The 19,799-nt window shown below is 35.0% G+C and carries 16 protein-coding genes; 6 read left to right on the top strand and 10 right to left on the bottom strand.

The window, feature by feature from the left end:
* Positions 1–40: 40 nt before the first annotated feature.
* Both H602_RS0110315 and H602_RS0110305 read left to right on the top strand, forming a co-directional pair.
* Positions 41–1,027 (top strand): DUF6624 domain-containing protein, encoded by a 987-nt coding sequence (locus H602_RS0110315; protein WP_026977921.1) that lies wholly within the window; start codon positions 41–43, stop codon positions 1,025–1,027.
* A 411-nt stretch (positions 1,028–1,438) separates the two neighbouring features.
* Complete coding sequence (locus H602_RS0110305) at positions 1,439–2,761, top strand: hypothetical protein (RefSeq protein WP_026977920.1); 1,323 nt, start codon at positions 1,439–1,441, stop codon at positions 2,759–2,761.
* A 199-nt stretch (positions 2,762–2,960) separates the two neighbouring features.
* On the opposite strand, the gene H602_RS0110300 is transcribed toward H602_RS0110305, so the two are convergent.
* Positions 2,961–3,767, bottom strand: coding sequence for a T9SS type A sorting domain-containing protein (locus H602_RS0110300; RefSeq protein WP_026977919.1), 807 nt, complete (start codon positions 3,765–3,767; stop codon positions 2,961–2,963).
* A 519-nt stretch (positions 3,768–4,286) separates the two neighbouring features.
* Between H602_RS0110300 and H602_RS0110290 the strand changes: the two genes are divergently transcribed.
* Positions 4,287–5,072 (top strand): DUF3050 domain-containing protein, encoded by a 786-nt coding sequence (locus tag H602_RS0110290; RefSeq protein WP_026977918.1) that lies wholly within the window; start codon positions 4,287–4,289, stop codon positions 5,070–5,072.
* Between the two features lie 54 nt (positions 5,073–5,126).
* Here the strand turns inward: H602_RS0110290 and H602_RS0110285 are convergent, their stop codons facing one another.
* Positions 5,127–5,444 carry a winged helix-turn-helix transcriptional regulator gene (locus H602_RS0110285; protein WP_026977917.1) on the bottom strand — a complete coding sequence of 106 codons (318 nt, stop codon included), beginning with the start codon at positions 5,442–5,444 and terminating at the stop codon, positions 5,127–5,129.
* A gap of 142 nt (positions 5,445–5,586) precedes the next feature.
* Between H602_RS0110285 and H602_RS0110280 the strand changes: the two genes are divergently transcribed.
* Entirely contained in the window at positions 5,587–6,585 is a 999-nt protein-coding gene (locus tag H602_RS0110280; RefSeq protein WP_026977916.1) for a YhdH/YhfP family quinone oxidoreductase, read from the top strand.
* Positions 6,586–7,175: 590 nt separating this feature from the next.
* Positions 7,176–9,488, top strand: coding sequence for an SGNH/GDSL hydrolase family protein (locus H602_RS0110275; RefSeq protein WP_026977915.1), 2,313 nt, complete (start codon positions 7,176–7,178; stop codon positions 9,486–9,488).
* 476 nt (positions 9,489–9,964) lie between these two features.
* Here H602_RS0110275 and H602_RS18685 read toward each other — a convergent pair whose 3' ends face one another.
* From H602_RS18685 to H602_RS0110235, 7 genes are all read right to left on the bottom strand, one after another.
* The gene (locus tag H602_RS18685; protein ID WP_051224374.1) at positions 9,965–11,260 is read right to left on the bottom strand and encodes a DEAD/DEAH box helicase; all 1,296 of its coding nucleotides are present in this window, start codon (positions 11,258–11,260) and stop codon (positions 9,965–9,967) included.
* Positions 11,261–11,511: 251 nt separating this feature from the next.
* Entirely contained in the window at positions 11,512–12,111 is a 600-nt protein-coding gene (locus tag H602_RS0110260; protein ID WP_026977914.1) for an acyltransferase, read from the bottom strand.
* A gap of 6 nt (positions 12,112–12,117) precedes the next feature.
* Complete coding sequence (locus tag H602_RS0110255; protein ID WP_026977913.1) at positions 12,118–12,681, bottom strand: 4'-phosphopantetheinyl transferase family protein; 564 nt, start codon at positions 12,679–12,681, stop codon at positions 12,118–12,120.
* A 25-nt stretch (positions 12,682–12,706) separates the two neighbouring features.
* Positions 12,707–13,984, bottom strand: coding sequence for a beta-ketoacyl-[acyl-carrier-protein] synthase family protein (locus tag H602_RS0110250; protein ID WP_026977912.1), 1,278 nt, complete (start codon positions 13,982–13,984; stop codon positions 12,707–12,709).
* Positions 13,981–14,430 carry a 3-hydroxyacyl-ACP dehydratase FabZ family protein gene (locus H602_RS0110245; protein WP_026977911.1) on the bottom strand — a complete coding sequence of 150 codons (450 nt, stop codon included), beginning with the start codon at positions 14,428–14,430 and terminating at the stop codon, positions 13,981–13,983. The genes H602_RS0110250 and H602_RS0110245 overlap by 4 nt, the downstream gene beginning before the upstream one ends.
* Before the next feature lie 13 nt (positions 14,431–14,443).
* A complete protein-coding gene (locus H602_RS0110240) occupies positions 14,444–15,238 on the bottom strand; it encodes an enoyl-ACP reductase FabI (RefSeq protein WP_026977910.1) in 795 nt (264 codons plus the stop codon).
* Positions 15,239–15,312: 74 nt separating this feature from the next.
* The gene (locus H602_RS0110235) at positions 15,313–15,555 is read right to left on the bottom strand and encodes an acyl carrier protein (protein ID WP_245574939.1); all 243 of its coding nucleotides are present in this window, start codon (positions 15,553–15,555) and stop codon (positions 15,313–15,315) included.
* A gap of 290 nt (positions 15,556–15,845) precedes the next feature.
* Between H602_RS0110235 and H602_RS0110230 the strand changes: the two genes are divergently transcribed.
* Complete coding sequence (locus H602_RS0110230; RefSeq protein ID WP_035759425.1) at positions 15,846–16,502, top strand: acetyltransferase; 657 nt, start codon at positions 15,846–15,848, stop codon at positions 16,500–16,502.
* Between the two features lie 38 nt (positions 16,503–16,540).
* Here H602_RS0110230 and H602_RS0110225 read toward each other — a convergent pair whose 3' ends face one another.
* Complete coding sequence (locus tag H602_RS0110225) at positions 16,541–19,588, bottom strand: DNA polymerase III subunit alpha (RefSeq protein WP_026977907.1); 3,048 nt, start codon at positions 19,586–19,588, stop codon at positions 16,541–16,543.
* Positions 19,589–19,799: the final 211 nt, after the last annotated feature.

Genomic DNA, 19,799 nt, shown 5'->3' with positions numbered 1-19,799 from the left:
TGTTCAAAATTACGTCTCTGTAAATATAGACACTCAATCAATGAAAAGTATAAAATTTATCGCACTATTATTTTTGAGTTTTAATTCCATTGTTGCACAAGAATTAATTTCTTACGATGCTACTATTGAAAAAGCTGAAGAATATTTTGAATCAGAAGAGTATGCTAAAGCAAGTGAGAGTTATAAAAAGGCATTTAAAATAGTATACGAAAATGTGGTAACTTCCGATGTACGATTTGATGCTGCACTTGCGTTCTCACTTTCGAATGATAAGAAATCCGCTTACAAACAATTATCAAAAATTTCTAACAAAGGTCTATTTGATGCTTATACAAATTACGACAATATAGTTAATGAGGAAGGCTTTGAAAGTTTACGCAGTGAAAAAAAATGGAAAAGACTTGTTCAGAAAATCAAAATTAAGGAAGGCATAGCAAAAAGTAAAATCAATGCGCAATTAATTGAATCTCTCAAAGAACTTCTCATTAAGGACCAAAAAGTTCGCGAGGAATTTACAGAAACACTTCAAAAATATGGAGACCAATCAGACGAATTTAAAAAGTATGGAATAAAAGTGAATGAGGTGGACTCCTTAAATTTTATTGAATTTGAAGTAATTATCGAGAAGCATGGCTGGCCAGGACCCGAAGTAATTGGCGAAGAGGGTGTGAATACGCTATTTATGTTAGTGCAGCATAATAATAACGTTGATATTCAGAAAAAATATTTGCCCTTAATAAAAAAGGCGGTTGACGATGGTAAAGAATACCCTACTGATTTGGCTCTTTTAGAAGACCGAATTGCTATGTACAGTAATGAAATGCAAACATACGGCACTCAAATAAAGAGTGATGAAAATAGAATTCTATATGTCTGGCCTATTAAAAATCCAGAAGATGTAAATAGAAGAAGACTCAGAATAGGACTGGATCCATTAGAAACATATTTGAAGCGTTTTGGTATAGTGTGGAATCTTGATAAGCACAAAGAAAGAACGATAAATAGCATTTCCAGGATGAAGAAATAACATGCAACAACGGGCAAATCTTCGTTGCATTTGGCCAACAGGATGCGAGTCTTTATCCTAAATAACCGAGTTATAAATCACCAATTAAGCCCTGATTCTTTTTGGAAAATAAATCACATGCCATCCACAAGTTTAAAGTTCCCGTAAGGTTTTTATAGAAGACAGAAAGAGGATTAGTAGTCCTCTTTTTCTTGATATAAAATGAAAGACATTTTTTAAAAGCAGCATTTATTGTTTAAGAATAGGATTATATTTACTTCCAAATTTGATTCGTAACTTGAAAGGTTTTCTAGACGAATTATACGCAGCAGCTAAAACGATTGAATTGCCTTTGCAGTCTGCTACTCGCTTAAACATTATGAAGAACAACGATAACATCCTTACAAATGAACACTTTAAAACCATTTTAAAATGAGCGAGAAAAAATCCAAAAATTGGCTCAACGGTTTACTGCTTTCAGTTGTACTAACCGTTATTTACGGAATAGTTGCACCTATAATAATTACCGGATTGTATGCCGAAATAGCTATTTTGATTGGCGGCATTGGTGTATTCATTGGGAGTTTTATCTTTTATTTCGTGTTCATCTTCTTTAAATCAATTCAGAAATTACGTTGGCTTTTCGGCGGAATTGCATTGTTCATCACCTTTACAATTATTGTCAATAGTGACTTGGATTTGTATGTTGCAAATACTTTTAACAGTACCCAATTACCCAAAGAATATGAAAACTATGTCTCTGTAAATACCGATGAACCGATTTACTTTGGCAAACATAAAATGCAATTGTCGTTCAGCAGTTATGAACCCATAAAACATTTTGTTTCCTCTCAAGGTAATTTGATTGTTATTACAAGTATAATTCCCAAAGACAGAGATTTTAAAGAGGTGGAAGAAGACCGATACGGCGGAGGAACTCAAATGTATCAGGACTTTACAACCTACAAATTAAACAAAGATGGAGCAATTATAGACCAATATACCTTTAAAAGAACACGTGAGAACTTTACTGAGATTCTCTTTGATGACTACATTGTAAATACTGATAAGGAGTATTTTAGAACTTGGGTAACCGACGGCGACACCCTTAAGAAGCCAATTATACTTCTCAATAAAGACTATAAATGGACCAAAGAGCAACAAATTGCAGCTTTTGGCGATGCTTACAATACTGCAGACTATTATAAAATAGAAGGTCACAATTATGCATCACAAGGGATGAAATCCTCACAAGAAATCATTTACTTTACCAAAGGAAAATGGTATAAATTATTTATTGATACGTATTTGCCAAATCGGAATGAAAGAAATGATGACTTAGGCGAAACAACCTACTTGGCGAATGTATTTGGTAAATATGCTCCAGAAAATTATGGCGATGTACCGGATTGGGGTTCTTTTACTCCAATCTATTTCCACAGAATAAAATTAGATAACATAACGCACAGTATTGGTGGAAATTCACCAAGTAGCGAGGAACCTTCTTGGCAGGGAGACTTACTGTGTCAGCTCGCTGTTGATTCAGATACGCTTAAATTTAAAAAATCCTTTTGGTTTGGAAAAAATGGGTCCTCTTCCAAATATTATAATGCCAATGGTACCGAAATTGCGAAATTAAAATTCGAACTGGAACAAGACTATTACCCTTACTTTTATTATACTAGTGAGAAATTTAATTTTAAACTTTTTACTACCAATGCTACACAATTGTACCTTATTACACCCGTAAAATAAAACACGATTATAAAATCAAAAGAGTACCTAATCACTGTTGTACATTACTTATAAAGAGATGCTATTATTCACCAATAATAAAACTAGTCTATTAAGTTAGAAGACTTTCCCAACAGATTGACAAACCAGCGTATAACAAAAAACCTCCAAAAAAGTAATTCACTTTTATGGAGGTTTTCTTATAATTTAGAAGTTGTATTTAATTCTTCACTATCCTAAAAGTTTGTGCTTCTTTCTCGTTATAAAGTTTTATAAAATAAACACCATTTGCAAAACCAGATACGTCCAAGCTTGCCTGAGAACCTAAGTTTCGGCTACTGTACACTTCTTGTCCCAATTGGTTATACACTTGCATGTTACCAATCGCTGACTTGTAGGCGATTGTTACCTTGTTTTTTGCAGGAACAGGATAAATAGATAATGCTTCGCTGTCAAATGTAGCGCTACTTAAAGTACTAACATTTAAATTGAAATCTAATGCTTGGCCATAGCTTGCGAATGTTCCAAATCCTGCTATGTCAAAAGAAATAGCACAAGGATCAACTATTGCTTCTGATCCAATATCTGTAAATACTTTTGTAATTCTAACGCGAGTCATTCCAGCAGCGGCTGTAGCGGGAACTTGAACAGACATAGTTACTGAAACACCATTCGAACCAGTTGCATTAGTAAGTTTTCCCAGCTCATAAACCTCTCCAGCATCATCCAAGACACCGTTATTATTCCAGTCAATAAAGGCAACTATCTCGGTATCAAAATTGCCGTATGTGTTTCCAAAAACCTCAAGTGTGTAGCTCTGTCCTGGAGCTACAGGTATTTGATTTGCAGTATAATCCACAAGATTATCAGAGAAATTGGTATTGGTAATGGTTACATTATTAAAATTAACCGTTGTGATCTCCTCCACTGTCACCATTGGATCTGTAATATCGCAATAGGGTGCGGGAAAAGTTTGCGCATTAACTGCACATGTAAAAAGACTGAGTAGTAAAGTAATTTTTTTCATAATAATACATTTTTTATTTTCCACAATTTATAACGCTTAAAATAAGTAAATGCCCTATTTATAATTTAATTAACAATTTAGATTCTTTATTTGATACTAAAACAAAGCTCAATACAATCTCAACGATGCTCTAAAATTAATAGACAGAATATCATTAAATGATTCTAAAAATACAGGGTTAGCAAAGTATTTTGAACGTAAACATGAAGCTCATAAAGTAACTTTAAGTTTTAACAAATACCGATTGCTTTTAGAATTTCACAGTAAATAAAGAACAGTCACAACAGCTAATGCTGAACGAAACACACCAAATATCAAGCATTATTATTGAGTGACATTTAATATTTAAAAACGGATCAACCGGATTGAATAAGCCTTTTGAATTGCATATTAATAGGACCAATTACAGTACAGATGAAAGTAGTCTTCTAGAATAATTTGAGTTACTTTAATTTTAATTTTAGCAAATGTTCTAAATACATCTTAGCAGAAATTCCGTTATTTGCAAAAAAAAAGGAAATGAATACAATTGCATACATTGAACACGAGATTTCTGACTTACGAAATCAATTGAAAAACCATGAGTTATACAACTCCCTCAAGAATATTGAGGACATAAAGATTTTCATGGAAAATCACGTATTTGCCGTGTGGGATTTCATGTCGCTTCTTAAGAGTTTGCAAATTAGTCTTACAACGGTTCAAACACCTTGGACACCTCCTAAAAATGCTACGTTAGCACGGTTTATCAATGAAATTGTTCATGGAGAGGAAAGCGACATCAACGAGTTAGGCGAACCTAAGAGTCATTTTGAAATGTACCTGGATGCCATGCACCAACTGGATGCAAGTACTGCTGAAATAACTAAATTTGTCAATGGTATTGAAGCCGGCAAGAGTGTTGATTTCTCGTTAAGCCAAATAAATATTGACCCACGAGTTACTGCATTTGTACAGTTTTCGTTTTCAATAATTGAAACCAATAAACCCCACCTTGTAGCTTCTGCATTTACCTTTGGTCGAGAGGATGTCATTCCTGACATGTTTATTCAAATTCTGAACAAGTCGGATGCCGATAATAAATTGTACAACAAGCTCAATTATTATCTGCAGCGTCATATTGATTTGGACGGAGACGAGCACGGTCCTCTTTCGCTCAAGATGATTGCAGAATTGTGTAAAGACAACGAGCTAAAATGGAACGAAACACTTAACGTTGCCAAGCAATCCTTGGAAAAAAGAATTGATTTATGGAACGCCATCACTGACTTGATTCAAGTGAAAAAGGCAGCACTTACCACATAATTGAAAGCAGTAATTTGTACTGCGTTTTTATCTAAAAAAGGCAGTGCAATCTACTTATACCGCAATACTTTCTTCAAATAGTAATCCTCCTTTATACATTCCTTTCAAAACGGGATGAATTTGATGACCTAGTTTTGTCAAGCTGTACTCTACTCGTGGCGGAACTTCGGGAAACACTGTTCTAGTAATGAGCCCGTCCGTTTCCAGTTCTTTGAGTTGCTTGGTCATCATCCGTTCGCTGATGTCTGGCATCAGTTTTACCAATTCGCTGTATCTTTTATCTCCTTGAAACAGATGCAGTATAATGGTTCCTTTTCTTTTTCCTTTAATGGTATTGATGAAGGTATCTATTGGACAATAACTTTTTTTCATATTTCTTTTCTGCTTTAAAGCGGTATAAACATTCAAAGCGGTACTAAATGTTCGTAGAAGCACAAATAGTAAGCCCTTGTAAATCAGCAAATTTTTACCGAAATTTGATGTAAAATTAAGTAAAACTATTAAAACATCCACTATGAATACAGCATCAACCTTCAAAGCTTTTCGAGTAGAAGAGCACGACGACAATTATACTTCTTCCATCCAAGACATGCCTTTTTCTGAAGTATCCGAAGGGGAATTATTAATTAAAGTAGCTTACAGTTCCCTGAATTATAAGGATGCTTTGTCTGCTTCGGGAAATAAAGGGGTTACCAGAAATTATCCGCATACGCCTGGTATTGATGCTGTGGGAACTGTTGTTACTTCTAAATCCTCTAAATTCAAAGTATCCGATGAAGTGATCGTTACCAGCTATGATTTAGGAATGAATACTGACGGTGGTTTTGCAGCATTCGTTAAAGTTCCTGCAGACTGGGCTGTTGCATTACCTAAAAATCTTTCGATGAGAGAAGCGATGACTATTGGAACAGCAGGATTAACCGCTGGAATGTCTGTCTTGCGATTGACTGAAACTGTAAAGCCAGAAGACGGTTCCATTGTGGTTTCAGGTGCTACGGGAGGTGTTGGTTCATTAACTATCGGGATTTTGCGCAAGCTGGGCTATAAAATAACAGCCATTACCGGTAAAGAAACCGAAGTAACCTTCTTGAAAAATTTAGGTGCAGATGAAGTTATATTAAGAGACGAGTTTGAAAATATCGTGCACAAACCCTTGTTAAAACCACTTTATGCGGGAGGTATAGACACCGTGGGTGGTGTGATTCTTGAAAATATTATAAAATCAACACTGCCTATGGGTGTGATTACTTCCTGCGGTAATGTTTCGTCGCCTAAACTAGATTTGACCGTGTTTCCGTTTATATTAAGAGGAGTTAGCCTCATTGGTATTGATTCGCAAAACTACCCGATGATCTACAGAGAAAAAGCATGGGAGAAACTTGCAAACGAATGGAAAACCGACCAACTGACGAATGCCGCTACAGAAATACATTTGGACGAACTAAGCGAAAAAATGGAGCTAATGCTCAATGGCAAATTAAAAGGACGAACAATAATTAAGATGGATTTTTAAAGTTTAAAATACCTCCGAAAGAAGTAATAAAGGAGATGTAATTAAAGCTATAAGCTCGAGATAAATTATAAAGGATTTAAAATCAAAGAGAATGCTATTCTAAAGCGATCGATTATAATAATGTCTAAGAAATTTAAGAATGAGTCTTTCAAATATAGTTTTATATTCTTAGCGATTTATTATCGCAGTTTTTACGGGTTAATAAAGTTCAAAATCTATGGTTTCATTTCACAATGAAAATAGCAACTGGCATTTTTGATTAAATCAATTTGTGTTAAAGCATTTATTTATCATCCGTTTTCCACAAACAAATACTGCTGAAGTTATTCTTTCAAAAGAATTTTTTTTCTGAATTTAACTGTCAAACTGATTCTAAATATCTGTTTTTAATGAATTAACATGCTTGGTGAACTTTTTATTTCTTGTATTAAAACCTATTGATTCTGAAAATTACTTTACAAATAATACCTGCAAATAAAAACTTGTAATTAAATCCAAACTATACTTTTAAATATCAACTTTTTATGTTTGAACATAATTTAGTATTTTTGCAATAATTCCCCAGATACTATTTTATAAAATCGTAACCTATGATTTCAAACTTACTTTCAAAATTGAATTTAGTTCTTATTTTCTTGTTAGGTCTTTTCTCGACAATCGTTACTGCACAAACCGAAACCGTGTACATTGATTTTGGGAATAGCCTCACACCGGCTCCTTGGAACAGCACCTTAAGCAACTCGGATCTAACCACAACTATAAATCTGACCAATAGCAACAGCATTAGCACAGGAATAGGAATGAGGATCACCGATGCGTTTCCAGGAAGTAATGCAGATGGTACAACCGCGCCTGATGCAGGTTTAAATTTCCCATCTTCGGCTACTCGAGATAGTTTTTACGGCTCTGGAACAGATGGAGGCGCCTTCTTGTTTACCAATTTAGTGGTAGGAAAAACCTACACCATAACCTTTTTTGCTTCAAAAATGGGTGTAATTGATAATCGTGAAGCTTCCTACACAGTCATTGGAGCTTCTAGCCAAACGGTCAATTTGAATCCCACAGGCAATACAAGTACAACTGTCACCATTGTGTTTCAACCAAAATCAGACGGTACAGCAGAGCTAAAAGTAGATAAGGGTCCTGCAAATAATAATAATAATAATAATAGTCCAAGATATTTCTATATTGGGTTAATAAAATTACAATACGATACTGCAACGCCTACCTATACCAATAACGCACTTCAAATCGACTTCGGAGCGAATACAAGTCAGACCGCTGGCAATTGGAACAACTTAACCGTTTCCTCAACAGCGGGTTTCTTAAATAATTTGGTTAGCAAAGGCGGTACAGTAACCAATATTAACCTAGCCGTTACTGATAGTTTCAATTTCTATAATGATAATGGTACTACCGCTGCAGGTCAAAGTTTGGGATTGCCAACTACCGCAACCTCCGACAGCTTTTTTGGGAATACTGTTGAATTTGAAGGTAAAGTAGAACCGTCGGGTGCTATAAAATACAGCAATTTTAATCCAAATGTTGATTTAAGTTTGACCTTTTATGCATCAAGAATGGATTATGTAAACATTGATAACAGACAGACCAAATATACAATTGAAGGTTTGACAACGGAAACTGTATATTTAAATATAGCAAATAACATTAACAATAGCGTTTCAAAATCAATTAAACCCAAAGCGGACGGAACCTTAACCATAACGGTGAGTAAAGGACCAAACAATACAAATGTTAATGGGTTTTTCTACTTAGGCGCCATGCTTATTGATTATGCTGCAACTCCATCAATTGCCATAAATAATCCAAATGGTAATGAATTTTGGCAAGTTGGTAAAACCACTACAATTAATTGGACTGCTTCAAGCCTTGCCAATCCAATAACACTTGAATATTCAATAAACAATGGACAGAGTTGGAACCTAATTAGTAATTCAGTCCCTAGTACGAACACTACATACGATTGGATCATTCCCAATACAATTTCTACAAACTGTTTGGTTCGTGCCACCTCAACTTCGGTTCAAGATTCAAGCGATGGTGTTTTTGAGATATCAAATGATTCTTCAGTGAACACAATTGTAGTAATTGGTTCCTCGACTGCCGAAGGTATTGGAGCATCCGAATTGGCTAAGTCCTGGGTAAGCTTGTACGCAAAATCTCTATATAACAAGGATACCCGATTAAATGTGGTGAACCTTGGAAGAGGAGGATACACTACCTATCACGTGCTACCAACTGGAACTGCGATACCATCAGGAGTATCAGTAACTATCGATGCTACCAAGAATATAACAAAAGCGTTGAGCTACAATCCTATAGCTATAATTGTCAACATGCCTTCTAACGATACCAATAACGGATACAGTGTTGCAGACCAAATTGCCAATTATAATGTACTACATCATGAAGCTTTTATCAATAATGTACCACTTTGGGTAGCCACTACACAACCAAGGAATTTTAGCAATACAACTTTAATTCAACGTCAAATTGAAGTGCGAGATGCAATTTTGACAGCTTATCCAGAACGCTCAATTAATTTCTGGACAGAAATTGCAGCAGCAGATGGAAAAATACTAAGTAATCTGAACTCAGGCGATGGCGTACATTTAAACGACTCAGGCCATGCTATTTTAACCAATAAAGTACTTGATGCTGATCCGCTTACTAAGCGTAGTCCTATTTGTGCAATTACCACTTGGAACGGCACAACGTGGAGTAATTCACTTCCTAAAAAGAGTAATTCAGCTATATTTACAGCAGATTACACCACCACTGAAGAATTTGAAGCGTGTACAATTACAGTTCAGAATCAGGCCATTTTAAAGATGTCTTCGGATTTACACATTACCCTTTTCGGACCTTCAAAAAGTAACTAATAATGCAAATAGCATATAACGTGTATAAGAATGTTATGTTTTTACAAAATAAGAATTGAATTCATAACGGTATACTTTGATAGTTTTTTTCGAAAAATCATCTTGATATTGGACCGGATAAAAGTTGTATCAGAATAATAAAGAGGACAAATAGTCCTCTTTATTTTTGTACCCTATTATATAGAAGTAAACAATTTGGTTATTAAAATTAATTATCTTTACTAATAATTTATTTTCTTTCGAAACTAACAAAGTGCTTTAAACGAATTGAAATTACGAAGAATTTTACCAAATGTTGAACGGAGAATTAGTAGTACTTTTTTTAATTGATCAGCATCCCAATCTAAATACTATTTATTCTTTGACACAACTCTACGACAGCGTGTCGTTTCTAGCAAATACTTTTTTACGTTCAAAAAAGTACGTTGCAGAATTTTACAGTTAACTAGAATATTTTTTGAAGAATCTTTTGGCTGCTATTTATTTTCAGCCAAATAATTAGCCAACACTTTATCTACTAATTCTTCTTTGGTCAAGTGGTGAAAAATAGTTTTTATTTGATGCTTAACATCCTCCGGAACTTCGCGATTGGGTTTTGTTTTGAAAACCTTCTTTGCCCAGACCAGCGTATTGTTCCATTCTAAATCGGCAGCATTTGCTTTAGATACTGTTTTAAATTGTATGCCAAGTGCTTTTTCAAAATCGGCTATTTCTGCTTCTTCCTCTTGCTGAATAATCGTCATCGAAAGTCCCTTTGCTCCAGCTCTTCCCGTTCTACCACTTCGGTGAACATAAGCCTCATGTGTATCTGGCAAATGATAATTGACCACATAAGCCAATTCTTTTACGTCAATTCCTCTAGCTACTAAATCCGTAGCTACAAGAATATCAATAAATCCATTTCGAAATTGCTCCATAATTCGATCGCGGATACCTTGGCTTAAACTACCGTGCAAGGCACCTGACGAAATTTTTCGCATCGCAAGATTTTTTGCCAATTTATTTACAGCTGCTTTTGTTTTGCAAAAAATGATTCCTCTTCCTCCTTCTTGCGAATTCAGAAAATGCAAAAGCACATCTAATTTTTCTATCGGTTCTACCACCATATATTGATGATCAATTGTTGTATTTCCAACAATTGCGGTATCTGAATGAATAGAAATTACATTTTTGGACATGTAATTATGAACGATTTCCTTTAATTCGCCTGGCATGGTGGCGCTAAATAATAGTGACCGACGCTCTTTAGGCAAAGCTTTTAAAATAGGCATCAAGTCCTCTTTCAAAGCTTGAAACATCTCATCCGCTTCATCTAAAACTAAATTTTCTAAAGATTTTACGTCAAGTGCATTTTTTTCAAGTAAATCTAAAAATCGGCCCGGTGTTGCCACAATGACGTGAGTAGTACTTATTAAAGCTTCAACCTGCGTTTTTATTGGTGCTCCACCGGAAATTAAAACGATTGAAACTTCAGGTAGCTGTTTTGCAAAATCAACTAAATTGGCATAAATTTGTTGTGCCAACTCTCTTGTTGGCGCCAAAATTAACGTTTGTAAAAAATCTTTTTTAGTATCCACCAATTGCAGTAATGGCAAACCAAAAGCTGCTGTTTTCCCAGTTCCTGTTTTGGCAAGAGCCACGATATCTTCTTTCTGATGTAAAATTATTGGAATTACTTGCTGCTGAATATCTGTAGCAAAAGTTATTTCTAAATCATTTAGAGTTTTTTGAAGTGGTGCATTGATTCCTAAATCATATAAAAGCTTAGACATACTAATTTTTTTCACAAAGATAACCACAGAAAGTTGAGAATGGATGGATCTCTTGATTAAATTACCTTGTTTTAAAAAAGAATTCTGACCAATAGAATAAAGTACTGATTAATTTTAAAATTTCACTTCCATTAAATAGCAAGAAAGTAACTTCTGTTTGCTGAAAAATTAGCGAATTCTTTTACAAAGAAATCTGACTATACATAATGCATAAAATATATGCCTTAGAAAATGTTGAACTTAAAATCCAATTACTTATTATTCTCTCTTCTTTTACGCAGAATCTCTTCAGCTTCATTATAAGCTGCTTGGCTTCTTTTTTTCACGAACCGAACTGGGTTTCCGACGTATATACCCCATTCATTTACATCTTCATATACTACAGATTGTGCACCAATTGCTGAACCTTTCCCCACTGTTACTCCAGGCATAACTACAGTATTAGCCCCGATACCCGTATGTGTTTCGAGAATTACTGGTTTACTTATTACCGAAGTTAATCCCTCTCTTACATCACTATCGGTATCAAATTTTTTTAGTGAGGGTAGCGTGTCACCAGAATAGTCACTCGTGCTTGATAAGATTGTTGCTTTTATACTGATGGCCACGAAATTACTAACGGTAATTTTCTCATTTCCGATTAAACATGCGTAACAAGATATATGCACGTAATCTCCAATTTCTATTCCTTTCTCTCCAGCAGAGAGTAGACAAAAGTCGTCTATGCGAACAAAAGATCCCAGAGAAATTTTTGATGGATTATAAATCGATACTTTATCTGAGATATAGACTTCTTGTCCAAATGACGCAAAACCAATTTTTGATAATTCTTCTTGTGAAAGGTAAGCCATGTTTTTTTACTCTTTTATGTGGATCAAAATTAAGAAATTTCCATGATGACTAATGGAAATAGGCATAATTTCTTTAGTAAGATTATTAAATATGTTGGGAATACCTAGATCGTCTTTGATTATACATTCCGATGGCAATAAGTACTTTTTTATTTTTAAAAGTTCTTGGTAATTTGATGGGAAATTTGGAATCAAAATTTCTGTGACTTTAGAAAAACCAGATGAGTTGTGCAATGCAATGCTGTGAATATAATCCGGATATACAATTGTTTTTGTATTGTATTCCAAACCATTGTAGACTGCGGTTCCAAAGTATACGTTGTGTTCCACATATTTAATGCTGCATTTAATATTTATTGGAGCATATTCTCTCAACCCGGTAATTCTATGGTTAGCTTTATAGGAAGCTTCTTTCATGACCCATAAAATCCAAACCATTATTTCCGCATTGGGTGTGGAATGAATTAGTCTTTGTTCAGAAGATGAATAAATCTTATTTAGATAACCCTTACGTTTCCAATTACTTTCTTTTCTAGCACAAAGAAGATCTACTATATCATTTCCAATCATAAAATAATTAATAAAATTGCTTTTATCATCCTGTATACTTTTTATAGATCACACAAGCGTTTACATCACCAAATCCAAAACTTGATTTTGCAATAATATTCAAATCTTTCTTTATATATTCCTTTGTTATTTTTTCTTCGTCAACCAGATCCAAGATTACTGGATCAATATTTTTACAATTTAAATTTGGAACTAAAAAGCCTTCTTCTAATTGTAAAATTGCCGCAATACTTTCAATTGCACCGGCAGCTCCGAGCGTATGACCAATCATTGATTTGAGAGCCGTGATGTAAGGGAAATCTTTACCTTTTCTGTTTAAAGCTTCCGACCAGTTCTTAATTTCCAAATTACACTTACCAGTAGAAGTTAAATGGCCGTTGATGACGTCAATATCATCTGCATGAATACCCGCGTCTTTGATAGCTTCCTTGATGCATCGCTGCACACCAACACTATTAGGCAAAGTCATACTTCCATCTCCTTTTTGACCGCCCGTATTCATGTCTCCCCCTAAAATTTCAGCGTAAATATGTGCTCCTCTCTCCAATGCACTTTCCAATGTTTCTAAAACTAGTGCTCCTGCACCGCTTCCTGCTACAAACCCCGAAGCATCTCTCCCCATTGGTTGCGAAGCTTTTTCGGGTTCATGGTTGTGTTTATAAGTGGCAACTCTCAAGGCGTCAAATCCTGCCCAGGTATAGGGACTACTATCATTGCAACCTCCTGCTAGCATGCGTTTTGCTTTTCCCGATTTAATTCGTTCGTATGCCATTAGAATACTTTCTGTTCCAGTTGCGCAAGCGGATGAATTGGTAGTTGCTTGATTACCTACACCAAGCTTACCTGCAAGATAAGCAGTTATACCGCTTGGCATAGTTTGAATTACAAAATTACTTCCTAACCGTTTTACTTGCAGTTTATCAATTAATACGATACCATCTCGTAGTTTATCTGCTGCAATAGAACCAATTCCAAAAATCATTCCGCTGTCCCAATCCGGCTCCTCATCTATATTTCCTAATTTTAAGCCAGCGTCATTCCATGCATCAACTCCTGCAATCAATCCATACAATATTCCACTAGCATTAAATTTCATTAATTCTAAGGGCGTAAAATACTGCGCTTTCAGTTCTTCCGTAATTTCCGGTATACCTCCAATTTGAGCTTCAAATTTTAATTCAACCAAACGATCAATTAATCTGATTCCCGAAACCCCATTTTTAATGGCATCTTTAAATGCAGGAAGTCCCACACCATTTGGCGATACTACACCAAGTCCTGTTATTACAACTCTATTTTTCATAAATTGCTCTGTTTTGCTAAGATTCCTGCAATGACTCCCTCACATACTTTCTCATCTCTTTCATTAGTCATTACAACTTTGGTCTTGAGTTTGCCAAATCTAAAATATACAATTTCAGAAACAACCGTAATTTTATCATTTGGATAAACGGGTTTAAAGAATTCTACATTATAAGAGGTAGCAACACTCACTTGATTTTCATTTTTGTTTTCATCCAAAGATGATAAGTAAATACTTACGCTTGCACCACCAATTTGTGCCATTGTCTCAATTAAAATAGCACCTGGAACAACAGGTAAATCTTTAAAGTGTCCTTTAAAAAAGTCTAAATCTGCCTTAAAAGTGTATGTTCCGCTTGCTCCTTTTTCATTTACGTAAAGTAACTCATCTACAAATAAATACGGTGCAGAAAACGGTAATTTTTTAAATATTTCTGTTGTTGTCATCTATCTTCTATTATCAAACTATTGATTCACCGCCATCAACAGGAATTATAGCACCATTAATCCATGTAGCTTCGTCTTTGCAAAGTAAGTAAACCACATTTGCAACATCTTCGGCCGTAGTTATTTTACCAAAGGGATTTCTATGCATGGCTATTTCTTTCATTTTCTCACTGCCTGGGATCATTCTTAGAGATCGGGTGTCGGTCACGCCTGCTTGTATGCAATTGGATCGAATTCCAAAAGGCGCAAATTCTAATGCAATATTTCTAGAAATAGCTTCTAGTGCAACTTTAGCAACAGAAACTGCACTATAATTTTTGTATGCTTTTGTATTTCCTTCACTTGTAAAAGATAAAATTCGCGTATCCTTAGTAAACATATTTTCTTTGAATAAATCTTTTGTCCATTCATATAAACTTATGGCCATGGCTTCAAGGGTAATCATAAAGTCATCCTTCTGAAGTTCTGGTCCATTGGCATCGACCATAGCTTTTAGATTTCCTTTCGCAATGCTGTGGATCATGCATTTTAATTTACCTTCACCGAACTGAGATTTTAATTCTTCTATGGTTTGCTTTCTTTTTTCTGAATTGCCCGCATCAATGTTAAAGGATATAAACTGTACCTTGTTATCGATAATTTCGGCAAAGGAATTGTTTATAGCTTGCATTTCAGACCTAGAATTTCTATGAATTACTATGATGTTCATTCCTTCTTTGGAAAGCTTCAAAGCTGATGCTAAACCAATACCGCTGCTACCTCCCAATATAAGAGCCCAATAATTATTATCTCTAAATTGATTTTCCATAATTAAATTTTTGCGTTTCTGATTTATTAGAGCCCTAAATGCAATTAAAAATTAATTAAGTATACGTAAAAATATTAGGCTTGGTTTTTTTCTTGCAATTTTAATTCTATAACGTCAATAGCATCGTATACATTTGCAATCTTTTCCAAACTTGAATTTTCCAATTCAATCTCAAATGCTTCTTCTACATCTAAAAAGACATCCACTAAATTTGCAGAATTGATCTTTAAATCATTAGTGAAATCTGTAGTTGCTGAAATATTTTCAAGCGCTTCTGGATTTTGTGAATAAGGCTTTATAACTTCTTTAAGTTTCATAAGGATGGCTTCTTTTGTCATAATTAGGTGTATATGAATTAGTGTACAAAGGTAACCATATTAACGTTATGTTAAAGTTTTTAGCAAATCTTATACTGTTAAATTAACTGTTTTATGTTGAATACTAGTTATTTCACTATGAAACGTACCTTTACTAGGTATGAAACTAAGTTTTATGATTAAAAAAAAAATATGTGAAATGTATAAATTATAAATTGTAGTTGTCTAAAAATTATTACTTTTGAAATGGCTAAAATGGCTACCACCTAAAAAACTCTAATATTTTAATAATGAAAATTATAATTTACGGCGTAGGAAAATTTGCAGAAGCAATGCACTTTGAATTTACTAATGAAACACAATTTTCTGTTTGCGGATTTTGTATCGAAAGCAAATACATTGTTGAGAGAGAAATTAACAATTTGCCCGTAATCGATTTTGAAATGATTGAGTCCTGTTATCCTCCAGAAGAGTACCAATTGTTTATTGCTTTAGGATTAAACAAAGAGAGACAGCGTATTTTTGATTTAGCAAAAGGCAAAGGATATAAGATGGTAAGTCATATTTCGCAAAAAGCTATTACGTATAAAGATTTGACTTATGGTGAAAACACATTTGTAAGTGCTGGTTCTCAAATCGGTCCTTTCGTATCTATTGGCGATAACTCATTTTTAATTGGAACAGCGATGGGCCATCATGTGACTATTTCAGCACACTGTATGTTGAGCAATTGTACCTTTGGTGGCAATGTTCACATCGGCGATTTCTCCTTTATAGGAATGAATGCCGCTATCCAACAAAATGTTAAAATTGGTAAGAATAACATTATCGGTATGGGATGCAATATTGAAAAAGATACCGAAGACAATCAAATTTATCATGCCGGTAAAGCAACTGTATTACGGAACATAACAACCGATCAATTTGAAAAAAAGTATTTAAAATAAAATAGTTTATTGAACCCTTTACTTACCCAAATAGCAATCTACAAAACCATCTTAAACCGCGGCAACCCAATTTCGTGTTCTCTCGGATAAGGCGCTCGTTGTGTGGCACTGATATCCTCTTTTAAATTTTCTTGCGTTCGGAATTGATGCTCTTTCGAATCAGTATATCTTGGATCAGCAACAAAAGGCATTTTAGACATTTGCACAATAGTAACTGTTGGAAAATGATAATCGACTTCCACAACACCCGATAGCAAATAACAACCTCCGCCTTGAAAAGGAAAATGTTGCAGATTATCGGGAAAATGTGCCGTATCAAAATAAGTGCCTTCTGCATCAATCCAAGTCCCAAAATACATCGTCCCACGAACCGTAGGTACTTGTTTGCGGGAAATTAAATAAGCAAGCATCCGAACTTGTTCCTTATGGTGTTGTGCCAAATTATTTGCCATCACATCGCCCCGAAAAGTAGTCTGCAACAATTCAAAAGGCGTAAATGAAGTGGGAAATCCCAACAATTCAATTTCATCAAAAGCATCTTCAAAAAGCGATCGTTCCAATTGAGGCAAATGGTATTCTTTTACCGCTTCTTGCAGCAAAAGAACTTGGTCCGTTTTGGCAACAGCATGAAAAAGCATACTGGCAAGAATCAACAACTGGTTTTTGGTCTTGCCCAAACTTCTGAAAGCACCAATAAAAATCAATAATTTCAAACTTTCTAAACCAATGATGACACGCGTACAGAAATCTTCTAATGAACTAAATTCACCTTTAATTGAACGTTCTTTTATGATGGCTTCCGCCAATTTTACAGGCAAACCTTGCAAATGCATGAATCCCAAATACACATCTGCTCCATATAATGTAGCGGCAAATTCGCTTTTATTGACACACGGATTATGAATTGCAGCTCCCGCCATTCTTGCTTCATGGACATACACTTCTATACGGTAAAAACCACCTTGATTATTGATAACCGCGACCATAAATTCAATTGGGAAATGCACTTTTAAATACAAACTTTGGTAACTTTCTACCGCATACGAAGCCGAATGGGCTTTGCAAAACGAGTAGCCTGCAAACGATTCAATTTGCCTATAAATTTCCTGACTCAATGCTTCAGGATGTCCATTATTGGCACAACTTTCAAAGAAATGCTCTTTTACTTTTTGCAACGCACTCAATGAACGTCCTTTTCCACTCATGGCCCTTCGCAAAATATCGCCATCCGCGGCAGGTAATCCTCCATAATGCAAAGCAATTTTAATGACGTCTTCTTGATACACCATAATACCGTAGGTTTCGCCCAATTGTTCCTCAAAAACGGGATGAAAATATTCAAATTTATCCGGATGGTTGTGCCGAAAAATATACTCTTTCATCATCCCCGATTTGGCCACACCAGGCCGAATGATAGATGAAGCAGCGACTAATGTTTTATAATTATCACATTTCAATCGTCGTAACAAACCACGCATTGCAGGACTTTCAATGTAAAAACAGCCAATTGTTTTTCCCTTTGACAAAAACACATTGGCATCTGCTTGGTTCTTTGAAATGGAAGTATCACGGATGTTTATTTGAATTCCCTGATTTTTAGCAACCAATTTTACCGTATCATCAATAGTTCCAATACCACGCTGACTCAAAATATCAAACTTTTCAAAACCAATTGCTTCGGCTACATGCATGTCAAAAAGCACAATCGGAAATCCTTTTGGCGGCATTTCTAGCGGCGTGAAATTTGTAATCGGTTCTTCCGAAATCAGAATTCCACACGAATGCATACTTCTTTGATTGGGATATTTTTCCAATAACATGCCGTATTCTTGCACTTCGCGAACTACGCTATTGGTTTCGTGGAGTTTCATCGGATTTTTAGCAAGATGGTCGAGTTCTTCTTTAGGCAAACCAAAAACTTTTCCCACTTCTCTAAAAATAGAACGGTATTTAAATTCGACATTCGTGCCGCAGAAAGCAACATGTTCTCTACCATACCGATTGAAAATATATTCTAAAATAACATCGCGTTCTTGCCAACTCCAATCAATATCAAAATCAGGTGGACTCTTGCGATTTTCATTCAAAAAACGTTCAAAATACAAGTCCAATTCAATCGGACAAATATCCGTAATTCCTAAACAATAGGCGATGATTGAGTTGGCACCACTTCCTCTTCCAATGTGCAAAAAACCCCGACTGTTGCTGTACCGAACGATATCCCAAGTGATTAGAAAATAACCGCTGAATTCAAGTTCATGAATGACTTTTAATTCTTTTGCCACACGGTTTTTTGCCGCTTGATTATTTTTGCCATACCGCCAATCCATACCTTGTTGTGCCAATGTGGTGAGTAATGCAATGTCGCTTTCACTATTATTTGTGTAATGTTTTTTATTTCTGGGTTTGCCAAATTCATAGTCAAAATTACAGTCAGAAATGAGTTGATTTGTGTTGGCACTAATTTGTGGATAATCGGCAAAAGCTTTTAATAAACGTTCTTGATTGACCATGACTTCAAATGGAGTTGCAACATCAGAAGGACTCAATTTGGAGAGCAAACTATTTTGATCTATGGCTCGCAAAATTTTATGGAGTTGGTATTCTTTTTTCGACGTAAAAGTAACGGGTTGCCAAATGACCAATTTCGAAAAATCTCCGGTATAACTGAATAACTTTCGCACTTCTTCGGGTCTGACGCCCAAGTATTCGTGTGCTTTTAATGTTGAAGGAGGGTTTATAAATGAATAAATAACAGTTACATTTTCAAAATCGGGCGCTTGTAACGGCAAAGAAATATTTTTAAAATTATGATCTGTCAAAAACCGGTTCATTTCTGCCAAGCCGTTGGCATTTTTGGCCAAACCAATATATCGAAATTCAGTGCCACAGCGAAATTCAATTCCAATTAATGGTTTTATGTTTACGTGTTTGCAAGCCGTGATAAAATCATAAATTCCGGTAACTGTATTGATATCCGTCAATGCCATAGCAGTAACGCCATAATGCACGGCTTGAGCAACAAGTGTCTCTAACGGAATGGTGCCGTAACGTAAAGAGTGATAAGAATGACAGTTGAGATACATTGGATTTAGGATTTAGGATTTTTGATGTATGAGTAGGAAGTTAGAAGTTGAGATTTGAAAGTTAGAATTTGGGATTTTTAAGTCGTTGTTTAAAAAAAATATTTTGATACTATTCTATTCACTGAAAACTATAAAACTGAATACTTTAGATATTAATACTTGATACTTTAATCTTAATACTTCTAGTCTTAATACTTGATACTTCAATCTT

The sequence above is a fragment of the Flavobacterium tegetincola DSM 22377 genome, from assembly GCF_000425485.1.
In the GTDB taxonomy this organism is placed as follows: domain Bacteria; phylum Bacteroidota; class Bacteroidia; order Flavobacteriales; family Flavobacteriaceae; genus Flavobacterium; species Flavobacterium tegetincola.
This window is presented reverse-complemented; position numbering and strand designations above follow the sequence as displayed.

Excerpts from the sequence above, each read along its gene's own strand:
- H602_RS0110245 (WP_026977911.1), bottom strand. The coding sequence starts at position 14,430 with ATGACAACAACAGAAATATTTAAAAAATTACCGTTTTCTGCACCGTAT.
- H602_RS0110305 (WP_026977920.1), top strand. The coding sequence starts at position 1,439 with ATGAGCGAGAAAAAATCCAAAAATTGGCTCAACGGTTTACTGCTTTCA.
- H602_RS0110285 (WP_026977917.1), bottom strand. The coding sequence starts at position 5,444 with ATGAAAAAAAGTTATTGTCCAATAGATACCTTCATCAATACCATTAAA.
- H602_RS0110315 (WP_026977921.1), top strand. The coding sequence starts at position 41 with ATGAAAAGTATAAAATTTATCGCACTATTATTTTTGAGTTTTAATTCC.
- H602_RS0110260 (WP_026977914.1), bottom strand. The coding sequence starts at position 12,111 with ATGGCTTACCTTTCACAAGAAGAATTATCAAAAATTGGTTTTGCGTCA.
- H602_RS0110235 (WP_245574939.1), bottom strand. The coding sequence starts at position 15,555 with ATGAAACTTAAAGAAGTTATAAAGCCTTATTCACAAAATCCAGAAGCG.
- H602_RS0110240 (WP_026977910.1), bottom strand. The coding sequence starts at position 15,238 with ATGGAAAATCAATTTAGAGATAATAATTATTGGGCTCTTATATTGGGA.
- H602_RS0110290 (WP_026977918.1), top strand. The coding sequence starts at position 4,287 with ATGAATACAATTGCATACATTGAACACGAGATTTCTGACTTACGAAAT.
- H602_RS0110275 (WP_026977915.1), top strand. The coding sequence starts at position 7,176 with ATGATTTCAAACTTACTTTCAAAATTGAATTTAGTTCTTATTTTCTTG.
- H602_RS0110280 (WP_026977916.1), top strand. The coding sequence starts at position 5,587 with ATGAATACAGCATCAACCTTCAAAGCTTTTCGAGTAGAAGAGCACGAC.
- H602_RS0110230 (WP_035759425.1), top strand. The coding sequence starts at position 15,846 with ATGAAAATTATAATTTACGGCGTAGGAAAATTTGCAGAAGCAATGCAC.
- H602_RS0110255 (WP_026977913.1), bottom strand. The coding sequence starts at position 12,681 with ATGATTGGAAATGATATAGTAGATCTTCTTTGTGCTAGAAAAGAAAGT.
- H602_RS0110300 (WP_026977919.1), bottom strand. The coding sequence starts at position 3,767 with ATGAAAAAAATTACTTTACTACTCAGTCTTTTTACATGTGCAGTTAAT.
- H602_RS0110225 (WP_026977907.1), bottom strand. The coding sequence starts at position 19,588 with ATGTATCTCAACTGTCATTCTTATCACTCTTTACGTTACGGCACCATT.
- H602_RS0110250 (WP_026977912.1), bottom strand. The coding sequence starts at position 13,984 with ATGAAAAATAGAGTTGTAATAACAGGACTTGGTGTAGTATCGCCAAAT.
- H602_RS18685 (WP_051224374.1), bottom strand. The coding sequence starts at position 11,260 with ATGTCTAAGCTTTTATATGATTTAGGAATCAATGCACCACTTCAAAAA.